Annotated in this window: 22 protein-coding genes; 4 read left to right on the top strand and 18 right to left on the bottom strand. The window is 46.6% G+C overall.

Features of this window, described 5'->3' with window-relative positions:
• Nucleotides 1-75 precede the first annotated feature (75 nt).
• Complete coding sequence (locus ACW5MY_RS08235; RefSeq protein ID WP_061573876.1) at nt 76-957, bottom strand: 2-dehydropantoate 2-reductase; 882 nt, start codon at nt 955-957, stop codon at nt 76-78.
• 162 nt (nt 958-1,119) lie between these two features.
• On the opposite strand from ACW5MY_RS08235, the gene ACW5MY_RS08230 reads away from it, so the two are divergent.
• Complete coding sequence (locus ACW5MY_RS08230) at nt 1,120-1,602, top strand: N-acetyltransferase (RefSeq protein WP_013352161.1); 483 nt, start codon at nt 1,120-1,122, stop codon at nt 1,600-1,602.
• Nucleotides 1,603-1,642: 40 nt separating this feature from the next.
• On the opposite strand, the gene gerR is transcribed toward ACW5MY_RS08230, so the two are convergent.
• The 3 genes from gerR to ACW5MY_RS08215 all read right to left on the bottom strand — a co-directional run bounded on the left by gerR (nt 1,643) and on the right by ACW5MY_RS08215 (nt 3,094).
• Complete coding sequence (gene gerR / locus ACW5MY_RS08225; RefSeq protein ID WP_013352160.1) at nt 1,643-2,218, bottom strand: sporulation-specific transcriptional regulator GerR; 576 nt, start codon at nt 2,216-2,218, stop codon at nt 1,643-1,645.
• 156 nt (nt 2,219-2,374) lie between these two features.
• Nucleotides 2,375-2,554 (bottom strand): 50S ribosomal protein L32, encoded by a 180-nt coding sequence (gene rpmF, locus ACW5MY_RS08220; protein ID WP_003154457.1) that lies wholly within the window; start codon nt 2,552-2,554, stop codon nt 2,375-2,377.
• A 21-nt stretch (nt 2,555-2,575) separates the two neighbouring features.
• A complete protein-coding gene (locus ACW5MY_RS08215; RefSeq protein ID WP_013352159.1) occupies nt 2,576-3,094 on the bottom strand; it encodes a YceD family protein in 519 nt (172 codons plus the stop codon).
• A 207-nt stretch (nt 3,095-3,301) separates the two neighbouring features.
• On the opposite strand from ACW5MY_RS08215, the gene ACW5MY_RS08210 reads away from it, so the two are divergent.
• On the top strand, nt 3,302-4,549 hold the full coding sequence (locus tag ACW5MY_RS08210) for a nucleotidyltransferase (protein ID WP_013352158.1): 1,248 nt from the start codon (nt 3,302-3,304) through the stop codon (nt 4,547-4,549).
• A gap of 20 nt (nt 4,550-4,569) precedes the next feature.
• Here the strand turns inward: ACW5MY_RS08210 and ACW5MY_RS08205 are convergent, their stop codons facing one another.
• Nucleotides 4,570-5,592, bottom strand: coding sequence for a SepM family pheromone-processing serine protease (locus ACW5MY_RS08205; RefSeq protein WP_013352157.1), 1,023 nt, complete (start codon nt 5,590-5,592; stop codon nt 4,570-4,572).
• Between the two features lie 5 nt (nt 5,593-5,597).
• Nucleotides 5,598-6,377, bottom strand: a complete 780-nt coding sequence (locus ACW5MY_RS08200; protein WP_013352156.1) for a patatin-like phospholipase family protein — start codon at nt 6,375-6,377, stop codon at nt 5,598-5,600.
• A 177-nt stretch (nt 6,378-6,554) separates the two neighbouring features.
• Between ACW5MY_RS08200 and ylbJ the strand changes: the two genes are divergently transcribed.
• A complete protein-coding gene (gene ylbJ, locus ACW5MY_RS08195) occupies nt 6,555-7,781 on the top strand; it encodes a sporulation integral membrane protein YlbJ (RefSeq protein WP_014472570.1) in 1,227 nt (408 codons plus the stop codon).
• Nucleotides 7,782-7,798: 17 nt separating this feature from the next.
• On the opposite strand, the gene coaD is transcribed toward ylbJ, so the two are convergent.
• The 8 genes from coaD to ACW5MY_RS08155 form a co-directional block, all read right to left on the bottom strand.
• The gene (gene coaD / locus ACW5MY_RS08190; RefSeq protein WP_013352154.1) at nt 7,799-8,281 is read right to left on the bottom strand and encodes a pantetheine-phosphate adenylyltransferase; all 483 of its coding nucleotides are present in this window, start codon (nt 8,279-8,281) and stop codon (nt 7,799-7,801) included.
• Between the two features lie 4 nt (nt 8,282-8,285).
• A complete protein-coding gene (rsmD, locus tag ACW5MY_RS08185; RefSeq protein ID WP_007409693.1) occupies nt 8,286-8,840 on the bottom strand; it encodes a 16S rRNA (guanine(966)-N(2))-methyltransferase RsmD in 555 nt (184 codons plus the stop codon).
• A gap of 298 nt (nt 8,841-9,138) precedes the next feature.
• On the bottom strand, nt 9,139-9,411 hold the full coding sequence (locus ACW5MY_RS08180) for a YlbG family protein (protein ID WP_013352153.1): 273 nt from the start codon (nt 9,409-9,411) through the stop codon (nt 9,139-9,141).
• A 58-nt stretch (nt 9,412-9,469) separates the two neighbouring features.
• Entirely contained in the window at nt 9,470-9,919 is a 450-nt protein-coding gene (gene ricF, locus ACW5MY_RS08175; RefSeq protein WP_013352152.1) for a regulatory iron-sulfur-containing complex subunit RicF, read from the bottom strand.
• A gap of 71 nt (nt 9,920-9,990) precedes the next feature.
• Nucleotides 9,991-10,230, bottom strand: coding sequence for a YlbE-like family protein (locus ACW5MY_RS08170; protein ID WP_003154475.1), 240 nt, complete (start codon nt 10,228-10,230; stop codon nt 9,991-9,993).
• Between the two features lie 15 nt (nt 10,231-10,245).
• Nucleotides 10,246-10,656 (bottom strand): YlbD family protein, encoded by a 411-nt coding sequence (locus ACW5MY_RS08165; RefSeq protein WP_013352151.1) that lies wholly within the window; start codon nt 10,654-10,656, stop codon nt 10,246-10,248.
• A gap of 171 nt (nt 10,657-10,827) precedes the next feature.
• Nucleotides 10,828-11,868, bottom strand: a complete 1,041-nt coding sequence (locus tag ACW5MY_RS08160; protein ID WP_013352150.1) for a CAP domain-containing protein — start codon at nt 11,866-11,868, stop codon at nt 10,828-10,830.
• Nucleotides 11,869-11,952: 84 nt separating this feature from the next.
• Nucleotides 11,953-12,396: a CBS domain-containing protein gene (locus tag ACW5MY_RS08155; RefSeq protein ID WP_013352149.1), complete on the bottom strand. Its 444-nt coding sequence runs from the start codon at nt 12,394-12,396 to the stop codon at nt 11,953-11,955.
• Nucleotides 12,397-12,536: 140 nt separating this feature from the next.
• Here ACW5MY_RS08155 and ACW5MY_RS08150 point away from each other — a divergent pair, with 140 nt between their 5' ends.
• Nucleotides 12,537-12,896, top strand: a complete 360-nt coding sequence (locus ACW5MY_RS08150) for a YugN family protein (protein ID WP_013352148.1) — start codon at nt 12,537-12,539, stop codon at nt 12,894-12,896.
• Between the two features lie 32 nt (nt 12,897-12,928).
• Here the strand turns inward: ACW5MY_RS08150 and ctaG are convergent, their stop codons facing one another.
• Genes ctaG through ctaD form a run of 4 tightly spaced genes read right to left on the bottom strand, consistent with a single transcriptional unit; the run spans nt 12,929 to nt 16,664 of the window.
• A complete protein-coding gene (ctaG, locus tag ACW5MY_RS08145) occupies nt 12,929-13,813 on the bottom strand; it encodes a cytochrome c oxidase assembly factor CtaG (protein ID WP_014471807.1) in 885 nt (294 codons plus the stop codon).
• A 24-nt stretch (nt 13,814-13,837) separates the two neighbouring features.
• Complete coding sequence (gene ctaF, locus ACW5MY_RS08140; protein ID WP_007409686.1) at nt 13,838-14,170, bottom strand: cytochrome c oxidase subunit IVB; 333 nt, start codon at nt 14,168-14,170, stop codon at nt 13,838-13,840.
• Between the two features lie 2 nt (nt 14,171-14,172).
• The gene (ctaE, locus tag ACW5MY_RS08135) at nt 14,173-14,796 is read right to left on the bottom strand and encodes a cytochrome c oxidase subunit III (protein WP_013352146.1); all 624 of its coding nucleotides are present in this window, start codon (nt 14,794-14,796) and stop codon (nt 14,173-14,175) included.
• Nucleotides 14,796-16,664, bottom strand: a complete 1,869-nt coding sequence (gene ctaD, locus ACW5MY_RS08130; RefSeq protein WP_013352145.1) for a cytochrome c oxidase subunit I — start codon at nt 16,662-16,664, stop codon at nt 14,796-14,798. The genes ctaE and ctaD overlap by 1 nt, the downstream gene beginning before the upstream one ends.
• Between the last annotated feature and the right edge of the window lie 2 nt (nt 16,665-16,666).

The following is a 16,666-nucleotide window of genomic DNA, read 5'->3' as shown; positions in this document are numbered from 1 at the left end:
TTCCTTTCTCCAATAAATAGTTAGGTTTCCGAAATGAGTATAGCATGTTACCGGAAAACCTCAAAAGACTTTGTTTCAGTTTCTTTCTAACGCTTTTATGCTGCGGTGTAAAAACGGGAGATGAACGGCCGGCAATCCGCGGTTTTCCGCTTCTTTTACAAGGTAGCCGATAATCGCATCCGCCTCTGTCCGTCTTCCTGCCATGATATCAACAAGCATGGAAGAATGATTTTTTTCCGTCAGGCCGCAAACTTCGCAAACCCTGTTCCACGCTTCCTCTTTATCGACAAGGCCAAGTATTGCCTCCGCTTCTTCAAACACGTTTCTCATATATTTTTTGTAAGCGGCATTTGTCAGCAGCTCTCCGTTTTGCACGCGCAGCAATGCAGTTAACGGGTTGATGCATACATTTATGATCAGTTTTCCCGTTAGAAGACGATACCAGTCGTTTTCATCATATACGGGAAAATCCCGGTGCATGCCGGAAAAGATGCTTTTGAGCGTTTCCGGACGGGACGCGCGGAATACACTCCATCTCACGGCTCCAGCTCCCGTATGTTCAACGGCATGATCCGATATTCTTTTCGCCCCGTGCTCAACCGTGCCGACATAAAGTGAATGATCCGTACGCCATTCCTTGATGTCGTTTATGTGTTCCATGCCGTTTTGCAAAAACAACACATTCGTCCCTTTTATTGTCTCAAGATCCGGCAAAACAACACTGAGCTGATGCTGTTTCACAGCTGCGATTAAGAGGTCGTATCCGAAAGTGATGCCTGTTTGCGCTCTGCATGACGCCGTAAATTCTTTTCCGTCTTTCACAAGCCGTATACCGCACGTGTTAATCGCATCAGCCTGCTCCGTCCGCCGCGTTATGACCGTTACCTGATGGCGGGACGATAAGTAGCAAGCACATAAAAGGCCCACCGCTCCGCCGCCAATAATTCCGATTTTCACACTGTCACACCCTATATCTGCATTTTTCCATATTATCATAGCAGAAGCCGCTCCAAATTACTTCAATTTCGTTTTGAGCAATAAGACAGACAAACATATTATAGTTGGAATTTTCAATTAAAGCGTTTACAATAATGGTAGAACACAACAAAGGGGGAGTTTGTGTTGAAAATAGAGCGCCTGCTCATCAACTTTAAAACACTCGAAGAATTTAAAAGGTTTAAGGAATACGGGATGCAGGAGCTATCGATGCTTGAAGATCTTCAGGATAATATCATTGAAAATGACAGCACCTCGCCTTTTTACGGGATTTACTTCGGGGATAAACTAGTGGCGAGAATGAGTTTATATCAGGTAAACGGAAGTGCGAATCCGTATTTTGATCAGCGTCAGGACTTTTTGGAACTTTGGAAGCTTGAAGTTCTTCCGGGCTATCAAAACAACGGGTACGGCAAAGCGCTTGTTGATTTTGCCAAATCCTTCAGAATGCCGATCAGGACAAATTCACGCATGAAATCAGCAGAATTCTGGGATAAGATGAATTTTGAGCCCGTTAAATATGATATGGCGCGTGATAAAGGAGAAAATCCTTATATCTGGCATCCTGATATGGACGGTGAAATGACTTCCGGGGAAACAGCATAATAAAAAACCGGCCGGGACACTGCCCTCAGGCCGGTTGATTTTACAGGCCCTGCGCCGATTTTCTTTCGTCATCTTTCGAATTGACCATCCTTCTCGCCCTGTCCATGATGTCAATTAACGCTTTGTAATCTTCTTCTGTCATCTCCAGCTTGTTTCTCAAGCTTTCGTTTTCCTCACGCAGATCCTCGACTTCTTTTTGCAGCGCGGTCAGCTGCTCTGCGAGTTTTTCTTTTTCATGACGCACATCCGCTGCGGCTGGCGACTCTTTAAATTGCTGCAGAAACAAAATCACATCATCAATGGACAGCTCTTTTTCTCCTTCCGTCCTGCGGATCGGAGGCTGCTTGACGGTTCCCGGCAGATTGGCGGAATGCACTCCGATCTGCTTTCTTAATTCCTTCCGCTGTTTTTTCGCCAGTTCTATCCCTGACTGATATTGTTTCCTGACATAAGAATTCCATCTGAATCCGCAGGCGGCAGCCGTTCTCGTCAGCGCTCTGCCCACTTCTTCAAAAGCGGAAAGCTGGGTCCCGCCTTCCCGAATGTGCCTGAGCACGACTTCAGCCAGCAGCAAATCTTCATCTTGCGTCCACGCGTCTTGTCTCGTTATCGTCAATCGTATCTCCCTCCATATTTGCTCATTTACCTCATACATATGCCGCTGATAGATTAGATAGACTATTGGCGCTCACAATTTTTTCGCCGGAAGCAGGCCGGAGGGAGAAAAAAAGAAAAGCGCAGGAACCGAGATTCCCGCGCTTTTCTTCATACATTAATTGCTTTTTACATTTATGTCTTTGCCGTTGTATGATCCGCATGCTTTACATACACGGTGAGACAATTTCATCTCTCCGCATGACGGGCATTCTGTCATACCAGGTACATTTAGTTTGAAATGTGTACGGCGCAATCTTTTTTTCATTTTAGAAGTTCTTCTAAAAGGTACAGCCATTATTCCCACCTCCTTAAAGAGTTAAGATTCATCATCTTGTGTTAAGAGCTTTTTCAGATCCGCAAGTCTTGGGTCGATCTGATTTTTCTTGTCTTCCTCAGAAATCACTTGCCAATCCTTACCCACTTGGGGAGCGGCTCCTTTTTTTTGTTCAGTTTCACAAAAGATTTGCATAGGAATTTCTAAAAGAATCTCTTCTTTTACGATCGGAGTTAAGTCGACGGTATCGTCTTCAGCAATATGAACGTCCTCATCTTCTATATCATCCGTCTTATGAAATCTAAACAGTTCTTTTGTCGCGATTGTAAATGGATACGGCACATCAACTAAAGTTCTTGAGCACGGCAAAACCATTTCGCCTGAAATCGTAAAGTCAAACGAAACCTGCTTGGATTCAATCTCCGCGCGGCCCTTTACCCGGACGGGAGAAATGCGGCGGATGTCAGAATTCAATTTTGTCAGCTCATTCAACTCAACTGTTTCATCAAATTCAAAGCTCTTTTTCGCCATTTGATGAAGCTGATAAATCGTCCATTTCATTTGTATCACCTCAGGAAAGCAACAAACATGATTATAGCTTTTCAGAATGTTTTTGTCAATATTTTTTCTTTACAGCATAATGCCGCCGTCATGCAATCGTTGACAGCCGGATGGGCTATGCATACACTAAACAAAACGGACGCAAAATGCACTTCATTTGCAAATGTACCACACGAAGCAAAACATAGCAAGAAAGGCGGGACAAATATGAAAGCAGTCGGCCTGGTTGTTGAATATAATCCCTTTCATAACGGACACCGCTATCATGCGGAACAAGCAAAAATCAATACGGACAGCAGCGTTGCGGCGGCGGTGATGAGCGGCCCTTTTTTGCAGCGCGGGGAACCGGCCGCCGTCTCAAAGTGGGCCCGGACAAAAATGGCGCTTGAAAACGGCGTGGATATCGTCATTGAGCTCCCTTATATGTATGCTGTGCAAAAAGCGGAATTATTTGCGCGCGGCAGTGTTTCGCTTCTTCATCAATTAGGATGCAGCAGCTTGTTTTTCGGAAGTGAAAACGGCCGGATCGAACCATTTATTGAAGCGACTGAAGCGTTCAGCCGAAAGGAAGCTGACTGCACCGTGATTCTGAAAGAGGAATTAAAAAAAGGGCTCAGCTATCCGGCCGCCGCCTCAAAAGCATTTTCACACGTATTCAAAGGTGAGGACATGCTTGACCTGTCTAAGCCGAACAATATTCTCGGTTTTCACTACGTCAAAGCCATACAAGCCTCCGGGTCTGCCATGAAGCCTTATACGACAGCCAGAATCGCTTCCGGGTATCATGACGCCGAGCTTCCCGGAGATAACAGCCGGATAGCCAGCGCCACAAGCATCCGAAAGGCGCTGATAGAAAAAGGAACGGCGGCCGCTAAGAACTTTCTCCCCGAAGCGTCTGTGCGCGAGCTGGACGCATACAAAAACTCATACGGATTATGGCACAGCACTGAAGACTATTTTTCATATGTAAAATACAGCCTCAGCACTTTGTCCGCAGAAGAATTAAGCCGAATCTATGAAGTGGAAGAAGGCTTAGAGCACAGAATTCTGCGCACCATCAGACAAGCCCGGTCCTACCGCGAAATGATGGAATTATTGAAAACAAAACGCTATACGTGGACGAGATTGCAGAGGATGAACACGCATATTCTGACACGGACAAAAAAAGAAGATATGCACCGGCTCTTAAAGCCTTCAAGCGCTCCTTATATCCGTCTTCTCGGAATGACTAAAAAAGGACAGGCATACCTGTCAGCAAAGAAAAAAGAGCTTACCGCACCGCTTGTCAGCAAGCTCTCTTCTTTCTCTCATCCCGCTCTGGATTTGGACATATCAGCGGGACGGATTTACAGCCTGCCGATAAAAGAACCTGAACGCACACTGTTTGAGAAGCAGGAATTTTCACAAGCACCGATCCGCTATGATGAAGACGAAAAACGTTTTTTAAATGCATAGAAAAAAAGCACCTGACTGTATCAGGTGCTTTTTACTTTCAGCTTATCCAAATAATCAAGTGCGTCCTGCATCGTATCGACAGGAACGATTTTCATATCGGACTTAATCGCTTTCGCCGTTTTTACTGCATTTTTATAATCAGAGTTTTCAGCTCCGTTTTGGTTCGGCGCAAAGAAAATATCTTTTCCCGCTTTGTCTGCGGCGACGACTTTCTGATCGATTCCGCCAATCGGTCCGACCTTGCCGTCAACGTCGATTGTTCCCGTTCCGGCTATATTGTAGCCTTTTGTTTCGTCAGGTTTTGTCAGCTGATTGTAAATTTCCAAAGACATCATGAGACCGGCAGAAGGCCCGCCGATGTTTTCAATACTGAAATGAAGATCCGGCTTCACTTTCACGTTCCGGTCCGTATATAATGCTACGCCGATTCCGGCTCTTTTCGGATCGTCCGGGAATGATTTCAGCTTAAGGGTAACTGTCTTTTCTTTCGTGTCACGTTCAATGTTAAACGTTACTTTTTCTCCCGCTTTTTTGCTGCTGATATAATCAATCAGCTTTTCAGCGGATTCATATTTTTTCCCGTCCGCGCTGATGATTTTATCACCGACCTTTATTTTTCCTTTTGCCGGCATATTGGAGACGACTGAGCTGGCGTAAATGCCGTTAAATGAGTATTTTACCTGTTTGCCGGCTTTTTGATAAGCGGCAATGACCGCGTTTTCTTGAGAGCTTTTCATCATCTGCAGTTGGCGCTTCATATAGTCTGAATCAGTTTCGCCCTCTTCTTTTATGCTTTCATCAGGGACGATTTCATCGTAAGGATGCACCTTCGCCCAAAGATATGTATACGGATTGGCGGGGCCTACTTTGACAGTCATCAAGGAAAGGCTTCCTTTTTCAGGGTAGCCTCCGTCCACCTTAATCAGCGGTCTCAGCTCTGATGCTTCTCCCGGCTGTGTAATGTAATACGGAAGCTTAATAAATGTAATAGCGATTAATAAGATCAGGATGATAAACACCCAGCGAAAATGTTTTGCTTTCATATGAGTTAGCCCTCCCAGTTCTCTATTTCTTGTTTAATCCGGCCGATCATCCGATCTGCGGCCTCTTCGCCTGCTGTGATCATATGATCAATGTTGGCAAAAGAGCTTGAGCTGAATGATTCGAGAGAAGGGCGGATCATGACGTCTGCGGCAATGGTCTGGTGACGGACCAATTCATTTTGCAGTATATCCATACTTTGCATGATTACATCAAAAATATGTGCCGCTTTTTCCGTTTTTTTCACCCTGGATACGTCAGAGGCGATGACGATATCAGCGCCCATATCCTTTACGGCGGAAACCGGGATTCTGTCGACTACCGCGCCGTCGACTAAAATACGCCCGTTCATTTTTTGCGGGACGAAAACGCCCGGTATGCTGATGCTCGCGCGGACGGCTTCGGATACGGAGCCTTTCGTAAAAACGAGTTTTTCTCCGGTCTGGAGGTCGCAGGCCACGATGCCGAGCGGGATCCGGAGTTCTTCTATCGGCTTGCCGAACGTATACGCATGAACGAGCTGCCTGATGCGGTCCCCTTTTAAAAATCCGAGCTTCGGCATCGTATAATCCGCGTACAGCCGCCGCTTAAATGCTTTGGCGACTTTTTTCATCGTGGCCACATCATGCCCGGCCGCATAAAAGCTGCCGACTAACGCCCCCATGCTGCTGCCGGCAATCATATCAATTGGAATCTGATGCTTATGTAAACTGGATAACACTCCGAGATGAGCAATGCCTCTTGCCCCTCCCGAACCTAACGCTAACCCGATTGTAGGTTTGGCCAACGCGATGAACCCCCTATAGAAATCCTATACATGAATTCTATGGTCTAAATTGAACCCCTATGCTCGTATATTAGTACAGGATGACGAATAGGTACTTGCCCGGCCGTCCTAAGGTCTGTTCTATATTTTATCATGATATAAATATCAGTGCGCAATTTTAGCATCGGGGAGGTAAGAATGAATTTGTCTAAGTTTCATACATTTTTGATTTCATTGTTTTTTATTTTTTTGACGGCGACGGTTATTTCACACCCGCAGGCCTCATTCGAAGCCTCCAAAACCGGTCTTTCCATGTGGTGGGAGGTAGTTTTTCCTTCTTTGCTTCCGTTTTTTATTCTTTCTGAGCTTTTAATCGGATTCGGCATCGTCAGGTTTGTCGGCCTTTTACTCGAACCCTTTATGCGCCCGATTTTCAGAGTGCCGGGGGTCGGCGGATTTGTACTGGCTATGGGCATGGCTTCAGGCAATCCGGCCGGCGCAAAGCTGACTGCACGGCTGCGCCAGGAAAAACAAATCTCCAGAGTAGAGGCTGAACGCCTCGTCTCTTTTACCAATTCATCCAATCCGTTATTTATATTCGCGGCTGTGGCGGTCGGCTTTTTTCATAACGCGTCACTCGGCATTCTTTTGGCATCGGCTCACTATCTCGGAAACATCGCCGTCGGTTTGACGATGCGTTCATACGGACGGAAAGAAGAAGCGGCGTATACCGGTAAAAAGACGATCGTGCTTCCTTCGCTGAAAGAAGCATTTCTGGCCCTCCACAAGGCGCGGCTTTCGGAAAAGCGGCCGCTCGGTAAAATTTTGGGCGACGCCGTCACCTCTTCTGTACAAACCTTGCTGATGGTGGGCGGTTTTATTATATTGTTTTCGGTTTTCAGCCGCTTGTTATCAATCGTACAAGTCATGGATGTACTTTCTGTATTTACAAACGCGCTGCTTTCGCTCTTCCATCTTCCTGTAAGCCTGGACATTCCTCTTATCAGCGGAATGTTTGAAATTACGCTTGGGAGCAAGCTGGTCAGTGAAGCGGATGCCGCCTTGCTGCCGAAAGCAATGATTGTGAGTTTTATTCTCGGGTTCAGCGGCCTTTCCGTACAGGCGCAGGTAGCCGGCATTTTATCGGAAACAGATATCCGATTTAAACCGTTTTTTACGGCGCGTATCCTTCAGGGCATTTATGCCGCTCTATTTGTTCTTTTACTGTGGAAGCCGCTTTACCTCGCATTGGACGAACCTTATCAGTCGGTATTCCTGCCTTTCCGTGATCAAAACGCGGCCACGGCTGCAGTTAGCGGGTGGAACACACTGATCGAAATCGGTCCCACCGTAACGCTGGCGGCTCTGGCCGTATACGCACTGATTTATTGTTACAGGCTGTCTGCACGGATAAAAAAAGGATGAGACGCTAAACAGCGTTCTCATCCTTTAAATTTTTGCTGCAGCGCCTGTTCGACTTCCGGAGGAACAAACTCTGAAACAGGCCCGTTATATTTTGCGACCTCTTTTACGATGCTTGAACTTAAAAAAGAGTACTGATTGTTCGTCATCATAAAAAAGGTTTCTATTGATTCGTCAAGCACGCGGTTGACAGAAGTCCCCTGCATCTCATACTCGAAGTCAGAAACGGCTCTGAGCCCCCTGATAATCGCCTTCGCCTGCTTTTTTTTCGCATAGTCGATCAACAGTCCCTGTGACGTCTCGACCGTAATATTCGGTATGTCTTTTGTCACTTCTCTTAACAGCTCACAGCGTTCCTCGACTGTAAACAGCGGCTGCTTCGAAGAATTATTGAGCACGCATACGTACACCTGCTCAAACACGTTTGCTCCCCGTCTGATAATGTCCAGATGTCCGTAGGTGACGGGGTCAAAACTTCCGGGACATACAGCTATACTTGCCACATCATTACCCCCTATTTCGGTATATCGTCACTCCTGTAAGCCCGTAAATTTCCCTTCTTGTTACGGAAAGCGCGCCGACAGCTTCAGGAAGCGCAACGGCTTTATCATGCTCCGCTACGACAAAACCGTCTTCATTCAGCATGTTCTGCTCATCAATCATTTCGATAAGCGCTTTCAGCTTTTGTTCCTTATACGGAGGATCTAAGAAAATTCCGTCAAAACCTTTTTCCCGTTTCGCCGCGGCATAGAGAGCCCGCTCTGCATCATTGCGGTATACCTCCGCTGAAGACAGGAGATCAAGCGCTTTTATATTCGCTTTTACCGTCTGGATGGCTTTGAAATCACGATCCACAAAGATACAGCGGTCAAATCCTCGCGACAGCGCTTCAATCCCGAGACCGCCGCTCCCCGCAAACAAATCCAGCCCCGTTCCTCCGTCAAAATACGGGCCGATCATATTAAAAATAGACTCTTTTACTTTATCCGTCGTCGGCCTTGTTGATGTGCCCGGCACAGCCTTTAAGGCTCGTCCTTTTCTCGAACCGGAAATTACTCTCATTTTTCACACCACTTTTTCTGAAAACTTTGATGTTTCGCTTCGGCTGAGCCGTTATGTACAAAAACAATCCTTATCTTAACATAAAGCATTCTTTCAAACAATGAACGCGAAATCATGTATACATACTCACATTCCTGTCAAGACTACGTGTAACAGCATCAATGAATGATGTTGTTGCCAACCGCGGAGAAGACTTACGTTTCCCCATAAGTTCTTCCTCCGGTTTCTCCTCTCCCTTTGCCTTCTCCTTAACTTGTTAAGGAATAGAAGGACCCCGCAGGTATCTGCGGGGATTTTTTTATATGCCGATCTTATAATCGTACTCTTTCGCTTTATCAAGCTTTGATTCAAATTCCAGCTTTAAAAAAGGCTTATAAGAAGGCTCTACTTTCTTCACGTATGAATAAGATGAAATCTTTTCCATCGTTTTTTCGATCAGCTCCATATCGCAATACAGCACAACGTATTTCAGCCGTTTGGAAACATAATGAACGTTGCCGAATTTTCTCAGCATTTTACTGTGTTTTAAAGAATGCAGATATACGATTATGCCTTGGCGCTTGCTTTCCATCATGATCACCCGCCTGACTTTCTGTTCATTTTATGTAAAAGACGAGACGGCCGTCTCGTCAGGAAACTTTGCATCCGCACCCGCCGCCGGAACCGCAGCCGCCGCCGCAGGATGACAGGCCGTCAAAATAAGGATTCCCCGTCGGAACTTTTACATGCTCCGAGACGGCCGTTCCGAGTTCAATGCTGATCTCGTCAAGCAGCGACTGAAGCTCAGTCTCCGCTTTTTTAAATTCGGCCACCTTATCATTTAAATCCAGCTCCCGCTTCATTTCTCTCATTTTGCGGGAAATCTCTCTATAGTCAGGATGATATTTGCCAAAGCGCTGCACATCCTCATACTGCTCTTTAATGCTCATAAAAGAACGAATAATCCGCCGTGCCTCTTCATCTTCATGGAGACGCTTGTAACAATCGCGGTAATTTTCAGCCGTCTCAGACTGCAGAATCATGCCGGCAAGCTGCTCCGCTTCACTTTGAAGCCTGACGGACTCAACTGTTGCATACATCAATACGCACCTCCAGTTGTTAGTTTACCATGAAACCAGCCAATTGGAAAATGCGGGCGTTAAAATGCCTTTTAATCCTGCGAACGCATGGCGTGAACCATCTGCATCATCATCTGCGCCATCTGAATCCCGTTTGAGAATTGGCTTACCCGATGCGGTATCGTTTTTTCGTAAAAATTCATCATGTCCAGCTGAAAGGAATTGAGATCGTCCGGTTTTCTCGCAAGTCTGCGGTACCAGACGGGGCGCTGCCGTATAAACCGTTTTCGTTCCTCATCTGCAGATATGAATTCCTGAACCTCTTTTCGCATACACGATCCCCTTCTTTAATCCTTCCTGAACGAAAAAGGATGTTGTCCGGAGCCTTGCCGGGGCTGCTTTGTGCTGCTGCCCGAAAATTGGCTTAAAAGGCTTTGCAATGATGAAATGGACTGGCTCATTTTATTGATCTGCTCATTCATTTGGTTTATATCCATCTTTTTGACGGCAGTGACCATTTTTGAAACGAAATCGTTTTTTTCAGCTGATTCCTTTTTGGTTTCCGCTTCAGAAGAAGGCTGAACGGTCTCGTCTTTAAAAGGCTCCCACATCGAATCGTCCTCACCGAGGAGAACCCAATTTTCATAGACTTCCTGCCAGCTTCTTTGTTCCTTGCGAACATTTTGAATCAGTTTGGGATGCTTTTTTACGAATTGTTTAAAATCATCGATTGATTGCCGTGATTGCTGATTCGCCACAATTCTCACCCCCTCCGAAAAGTTTTGCCTGCTATAATGTATCGGTTCAGGCGCCTTAATGTTCGCCTAAATTACGAAAAAAAGCAGGTATGTGTAAAATTTATTGATTCCGGCAGGAGCCCGCCCGCGAAAAACAAAAAAACCGCGGGGGACGCGCCCCTCTGCGTTTTTTTACTCCCAAGGCTTAATAAAGTTCTGCGTATAATATTTCCGGTCCACGCCGACACCGAGGTGCGTGTAATCCGGGCTTAACAGCGCCTTTCTGTGTCCTTCGCTGTTCAGCCAGCCCTCCACGGCTGCAGGACCGTCCACATAGTTGTACGCAATATTTTCACCGGCCTCCTGATATTTCACATCGCCTTTTTTCAAGCGGTCTTTCAGAGTCCCGTATTTCTTTGAGACATGGGAGAAATACTTGTTGTCTTTCATGTCCTTGCTGTGGCCGAATGCCACTTTTGCAGCGCCTTCGTCCCATTTCAACCTTGCAAGTCCGTGTTTCACGCGAATGACATTTGTAATATCGAGAATCTGCTGCTCACTCGCTCGTTCAATGTCGTCCCATTTTTTATCGGAAACAGGCTCGGGTTCTGTCAGTCTTCCTCTGTACATGACCTCATACGGCCTTTGTTTTACAAGCGTTTCGGCATCAAATGCCCTGATGCTTGACAGATTCCCGTCAAATTTGTCCATATACAGCTGAACATACATACCGCCTATCTTAACAGTGGGACGGGTATTGATATCTTCTTCAGAAAACTCAAACCGGTACGTGTTTCCCTTGTCAGTCACATTGACAAACGGGGCAACCTGCGTCGTTTTAAAAACTTCGCCTGTCGATTCGCCGATCTTAAACGGTTTTGCGTTGATGCCGCTTCCCGAAGCATATAATGTCACGGCTTTATCATTCAGAATACCGACTTGTACATATTGGTCTTTCCCCTGGTTGTACACCCACCATTCATAATCATAGGCAGAAGGATCTTTCCGGGACGGTTCCCCAAGTTTCTTTTTCACATCGGCAGCAGATTTCCCCATGAGAGAAAGCAGTCCGGATGACGGGATTTTCAGCCGTTTTCCGCTCGCTTCTTCATTGGCAGCATGAGGCTCCTCCTGATTCGTCTTTTTCTGAGGAGCCGATCCATATTGTATAATCAGAACATACGCTCCGTAAATAAGCAAAAGGATAACGAGAGCCCTGGCGATATTTTTCAACCTCTCACCCCCATGAAATCAAACCGTTCAGTTATTGTTTATTCTTATACAGTACAGCCTATTTGTAACGTCCGTGGTTTATGTTTAATGAATAAACCCCTCCGGACCTCCGTCTTCAGAAATGTCAGACAGCGCCCGGCCTGCTTGCTCATTTGATTGCTCAGCCAAGGAAAGATCGCCGAGCGTGACAATGCCGACCAGTTTTTTATCCCTTGTGACGGGGATTCTTCTGAGCTGATGCTCAGCCATCATATGGAGCACTTCTTCCACAGAAGCGTCTTCTTCTGCACTGATAACCCGCTCAGTCATTGCGTCTGTTATTTTTTGAGAGTTCGGCCTTTTTGAAGCAATTCCCCGTAATACGAGATCTCTGTCTGTCACGATCCCGACAAGTGTTTCGCCGTCTTCATCCACAATCGGAATGGCGCCGACATCCGCGTCTTTCATCTTCACCGCAGCTTCATATACATTATCTAATACTGTACAATATTGCAAGTTTGACGTCATGAGCTTATTGATCTTTGTCATTGCGGAATTCCTCCTTTTTTCTGCTACTATTGTCGTCAAATTTTTCTTTTTGCATACTTTCACCGTATGAATCATTGAAAGTGTAACGCTTTCATACTATGATTGTCAGGAAAGGTAAATTTTAAAAGGAGGGGGAAGGTTTGAAGTTTGAAAACAGCGGTCTTGAAGGGGTAACAGCGGAGCTCAGCCGCTTGAATGATCTGATGGAAAGCAAAGGGCTCATTCTGGCGGGACAATGGGATTATGAAAGAGTGACTTACGACAAAAAGTTTTCAGTTCCTGAGGGAACATTTTATCTGCGGATTCAAGGAACGGCACAAGAGGGCGATGTAGGCGGCAGCCGTGCCGTAATTCAGCTGAAGGCCCCTCTTTTAGGAAAGCATTATTATCCGCACGGCGTAGAATACGGCAGCGCTGAAGAATTTCCGGAACATGTCGTCGCAGAAAGCAAGGCGTTACTGCTTGAATTGGCAGAGTCTTTAAAAACAGTGCAAATGTAATAAAAAGTACAGCATATTCTGCTGTACTTTTTTTATGAGACGGTATGCTCGATATACGGCGGCTCTGACGGCGTATCTTTTTCCCGTTCCGTTCTGACCCACTGAAAAAAGATGACAGCCAAATATGTTCCGTAAACCGCCTCTTGAATGATTTTCATCAGCACTGCCCCAAGCTGCTGATCTTCCAAAGGAGGAAGCGTGTTAAACATCTCCGGTCCGGATAAAGGGATCTGTTCCAGCAGATCTAAAGGAACACAAAGCTTCATTGCTTCGGCCCAAGCCGCCGGGTCTGTATACGTGGCATACATGGGCGCCCCGCTGAACATAATGAGCGCGCAGGCCGGCGTTAACAGAATCCCGTCTGCCATAATGTACCCCAGCTTCATTAAACCGCTGAGACGGGGCAGACCTTCCACCTGATGCACAAGCGGCCACCACATAAAAAACGCCGTTACAAAGATGAGTCCGTTCATCAGCGTGTGATACAGCGAATCCGTTTTGACGGCATCAAATATAAACGGGATATGATACAGTGAAAAAATGCCGTTAAACAGCAGCAAAGCGATAAGCGGCAGTGAAAAGAACGAAAACAGCGGCTTTACGACGGGACGGAAAATCACTTTTTTCCATGCCCAGCCGGGAATTCCGGAAATCAACAGCGGCGGTACGACTAAAAACAAAACCGCCATTTGCGCCATATGGGCGCTGAACATCACATGCCCCAATAAATCAACGGGACTTCCAGCAGCCGCGTAAAAAAATAACGCGGAAAGCACAAACAGCACCTTCTCCTTAGCGGACACACGCCCTTTATGCCGGCTGCACCAGTAAAAGTAAATACCTGTTATCACGGCAGTTATACAAAACAGATAAGGGCTCCACATTGCGCGAAACCCGAACATTTCCAAATTAATCAACTCTCTCACTCCCCGCCGCCCCGATTACCACCAAATAATCGTGACAAATGCAAGCACGGTGATAAACGCGACAAATATTCCCGAATACAGAAATAGTGACGGCGCTTCATGCCCTTTCTGGCTCATATGCATAAAGTAAAACAGCTGAAAAATGACCTGGATGACCGCAAGCAGGATAAGAAACGGCATCGTAAACCACCCGGCAATGCCGTCAGCAGCCACCGTCAAAAACGCGACGAGCGTAAGGCCGATCATTAAACCGAAGGATATGACCTGATATTTCATCTCCTCGGCATTTTTCTTTTTCCGATATTCGAGATCCGTACTGACAGTCCCTCTGTTTTTGTTATCGTCCATCGTTATCCCACCATCCCCATCAAATATACAACGGTAAAGATAAAGACCCACACGACATCGATAAAATGCCAATATAGACTGGCCACATAATATTTCGGCGCGTTATAAAGGCTGAGCCCTCTTTTAGCATTCCGGATCATCAGAGCGCTGATCCATAACAGCCCGAAGGCCACGTGTGCTCCGTGTGTGCCGACAAGCGTATAAAACGCTGAGCCGAGCGCAGAGCTTGTGATCGTAAATCCGAACTCGTGAGTGTAATGCTTAAATTCATAGATTTCAACCCCTAAAAATCCGGCTCCCAATAAAACGGTAATCAAAAGCCACACCTGCATTTTTTTAAAGGAGAAATTTTTCATATGATACATCGCATACACACTCGTTAAGCTGCTCGTTAAAAGAAGCATCGTGGCGATAAACACGATCGGCAGCTCAAACATATCAGCCGTTGACGGCCCTCCTGCTTTTGATTCCCGCAAAGCAAGGAATGTCGCAAAAAGCGAGGCGAACAGAACCGTTTCCCCGCCGAGAAACAGCCAAAATCCTAAAAACTTATTTTTCCCCTCCAGCGTTGCTTTTTCAGGAGAAGCCGGAAAGGTTTCAGCAGTCATTTTTTCCTGCAGCTGCATTACGCCTTCACCCCTTTATCATCATTCGGCAGATCTTCTTTGTGAATATGATAGCCGTAATCATCGACCACAGAGCGAAGCAGCATAGTAAAGAATGTGATTCCGAGCCCTATAAAGATAACCGGAAGCCCCCATGAATAATCGGAGTGGTATAAAAACCCGAACGCTGCGACAAAGAGCCCGAAGGATATGATAAGCGGCATGATGGAGCCGTTCGGCATATGAATGTCCTCTACTGGCTCTGCAGGCGCCATCCCTTCATTTCCGGCCTGCTTTTCGATCCACAGCGGATCAAGTCCCCGTACAAACGGAAGCTGTTTAAAATTATATTCAGGCGGCGGCGAAGAGACCGCCCATTCGAGCGTACGTCCGTCCAGCCACGGGTCGTTCCCGACGTATTTCCCTTTTATAGAGGTATAAACAATATTGACGACGAGTAAAACAGCCGCGCCCGCCATGAAAAACGCACCGATTGAACTGATCAGGTTGCCGGTATCAAGCCCCTGGCCGGGCAGATATGTGTAAACGCGCCGCGGCATTCCCATCAAGCCCAGGAAATGCTGGATGAAGAAGGTAAGATGAAACCCGATGAAAAATAAGACGAACGAAATTTTCCCCATCGTTTCATGAAGCACCTTTCCAAACATTTTCGGCCACCAGAAATGCACGCCCGCCAGGATGCCGAACACAACGCCGCCGATAATGACGTAATGGAAATGCGCAACGACAAAATACGTATCGTGGAACTGATAATCCGCCGCAGCGGCCGCCAGCATGACACCCGTCACTCCTCCGAGCACGAAAGAAGGAATAAAGGCGACGGCATACAGCATAGGCGTCGTGAATTTGACATTTCCTCCCCAGATGGTCAATAGCCAGTTGAAAATCTTAATGCCCGTAGGCACCGCAATCGCCATCGTCGCAACCGCAAATATCGCATTGGCAATCGGTCCGAGTCCCGTCGTAAACATGTGGTGAACCCATACCATGAATCCGAGAAAGCCGATCAAAACAATCGCAAAGACCATTGAGGAATAACCGAACAGGCGCTTTCTCGCAAATACGGGAATGACTTCCGAAAAAATCCCAAAGGCAGGAAGAATTAAAATGTATACTTCCGGATGCCCGAAAATCCAAAACAGATGCTCCCAGATAATCGTATTTCCGCCCAATTCAGGATTGAAGAAATTCGTTCCGAACAAACGGTCCAGCATCATCAGCGCCAAACCGACGGTGAGCGGAGGAAATGCGAATAAAATGAGTGCCGACGCCACAAATGTCGTCCATGTAAACAGCGGCAGTCTCATATATGTCAAACCGGGCGCCCTCATGTTAATAATGGTTGCGAGAAAGTTGATCCCCGCAATCAGCGTTCCTAAGCCCGATATTTGCAGCCCGAGCACGAAAAAGTCAATGCCGTGCCCTTTTGAATTCAGCGCAAGCGACGCATATGACGTCCAGCCTGCATCGGGAGCCCCTCCTAAAAACCAGCTCAGATTCAAAAAGATTCCCCCGAAGAAAAACAGCCAGAACCCAAGCGCATTCAGAAATGGAAATGATACGTCACGCGCCCCGATCTGAAGCGGGACAACCGCGTTCATGAGCCCGAATAACAGCGGCATTGCCGCCAGGAAGATCATTGTCGTCCCGTGCATCGTCATAATTTCATTAAACTGCTGCGCACCTACAAAATCGTTCCCTGGCCTCAAGAGTTGAATCCTGATAAGCATGGCCTCAAGTCCGCCGACGACGAAGAAAAATCCCCCGGCGATCATGTATAAAATCGCGATTTTCTTATGGTCAACCGTCGTCAAATAATCCCAAAGCAAAGAGCCTTTTCTCTGCTGTCCTGTAAGCGTATTCATCATTT

Source organism: Bacillus sp. Bwzl_19 (assembly GCF_054900515.1).
This window is presented reverse-complemented; position numbering and strand designations above follow the sequence as displayed.

Bases quoted from the DNA above. Each gene is read 5' to 3' on its own strand.
- rpmF (WP_003154457.1), bottom strand. From the start codon at position 2,554: ATGGCTGTACCTTTTAGAAGAACTTCTAAAATGAAAAAAAGATTGCGC.
- ACW5MY_RS08215 (WP_013352159.1), bottom strand. From the start codon at position 3,094: ATGAAATGGACGATTTATCAGCTTCATCAAATGGCGAAAAAGAGCTTT.
- ACW5MY_RS08210 (WP_013352158.1), top strand. From the start codon at position 3,302: ATGAAAGCAGTCGGCCTGGTTGTTGAATATAATCCCTTTCATAACGGA.
- ACW5MY_RS08205 (WP_013352157.1), bottom strand. From the start codon at position 5,592: ATGAAAGCAAAACATTTTCGCTGGGTGTTTATCATCCTGATCTTATTA.
- ylbJ (WP_014472570.1), top strand. From the start codon at position 6,555: ATGAATTTGTCTAAGTTTCATACATTTTTGATTTCATTGTTTTTTATT.
- rsmD (WP_007409693.1), bottom strand. From the start codon at position 8,840: ATGAGAGTAATTTCCGGTTCGAGAAAAGGACGAGCCTTAAAGGCTGTG.
- ACW5MY_RS08180 (WP_013352153.1), bottom strand. From the start codon at position 9,411: ATGGAAAGCAAGCGCCAAGGCATAATCGTATATCTGCATTCTTTAAAA.
- ricF (WP_013352152.1), bottom strand. From the start codon at position 9,919: ATGTATGCAACAGTTGAGTCCGTCAGGCTTCAAAGTGAAGCGGAGCAG.
- ACW5MY_RS08170 (WP_003154475.1), bottom strand. From the start codon at position 10,230: ATGCGAAAAGAGGTTCAGGAATTCATATCTGCAGATGAGGAACGAAAA.
- ACW5MY_RS08155 (WP_013352149.1), bottom strand. From the start codon at position 12,396: ATGACAAAGATCAATAAGCTCATGACGTCAAACTTGCAATATTGTACA.
- ctaF (WP_007409686.1), bottom strand. From the start codon at position 14,170: ATGGACGATAACAAAAACAGAGGGACTGTCAGTACGGATCTCGAATAT.
- ctaE (WP_013352146.1), bottom strand. From the start codon at position 14,796: ATGCAGCTGCAGGAAAAAATGACTGCTGAAACCTTTCCGGCTTCTCCT.
- ctaD (WP_013352145.1), bottom strand. From the start codon at position 16,664: ATGATGAATACGCTTACAGGACAGCAGAGAAAAGGCTCTTTGCTTTGG.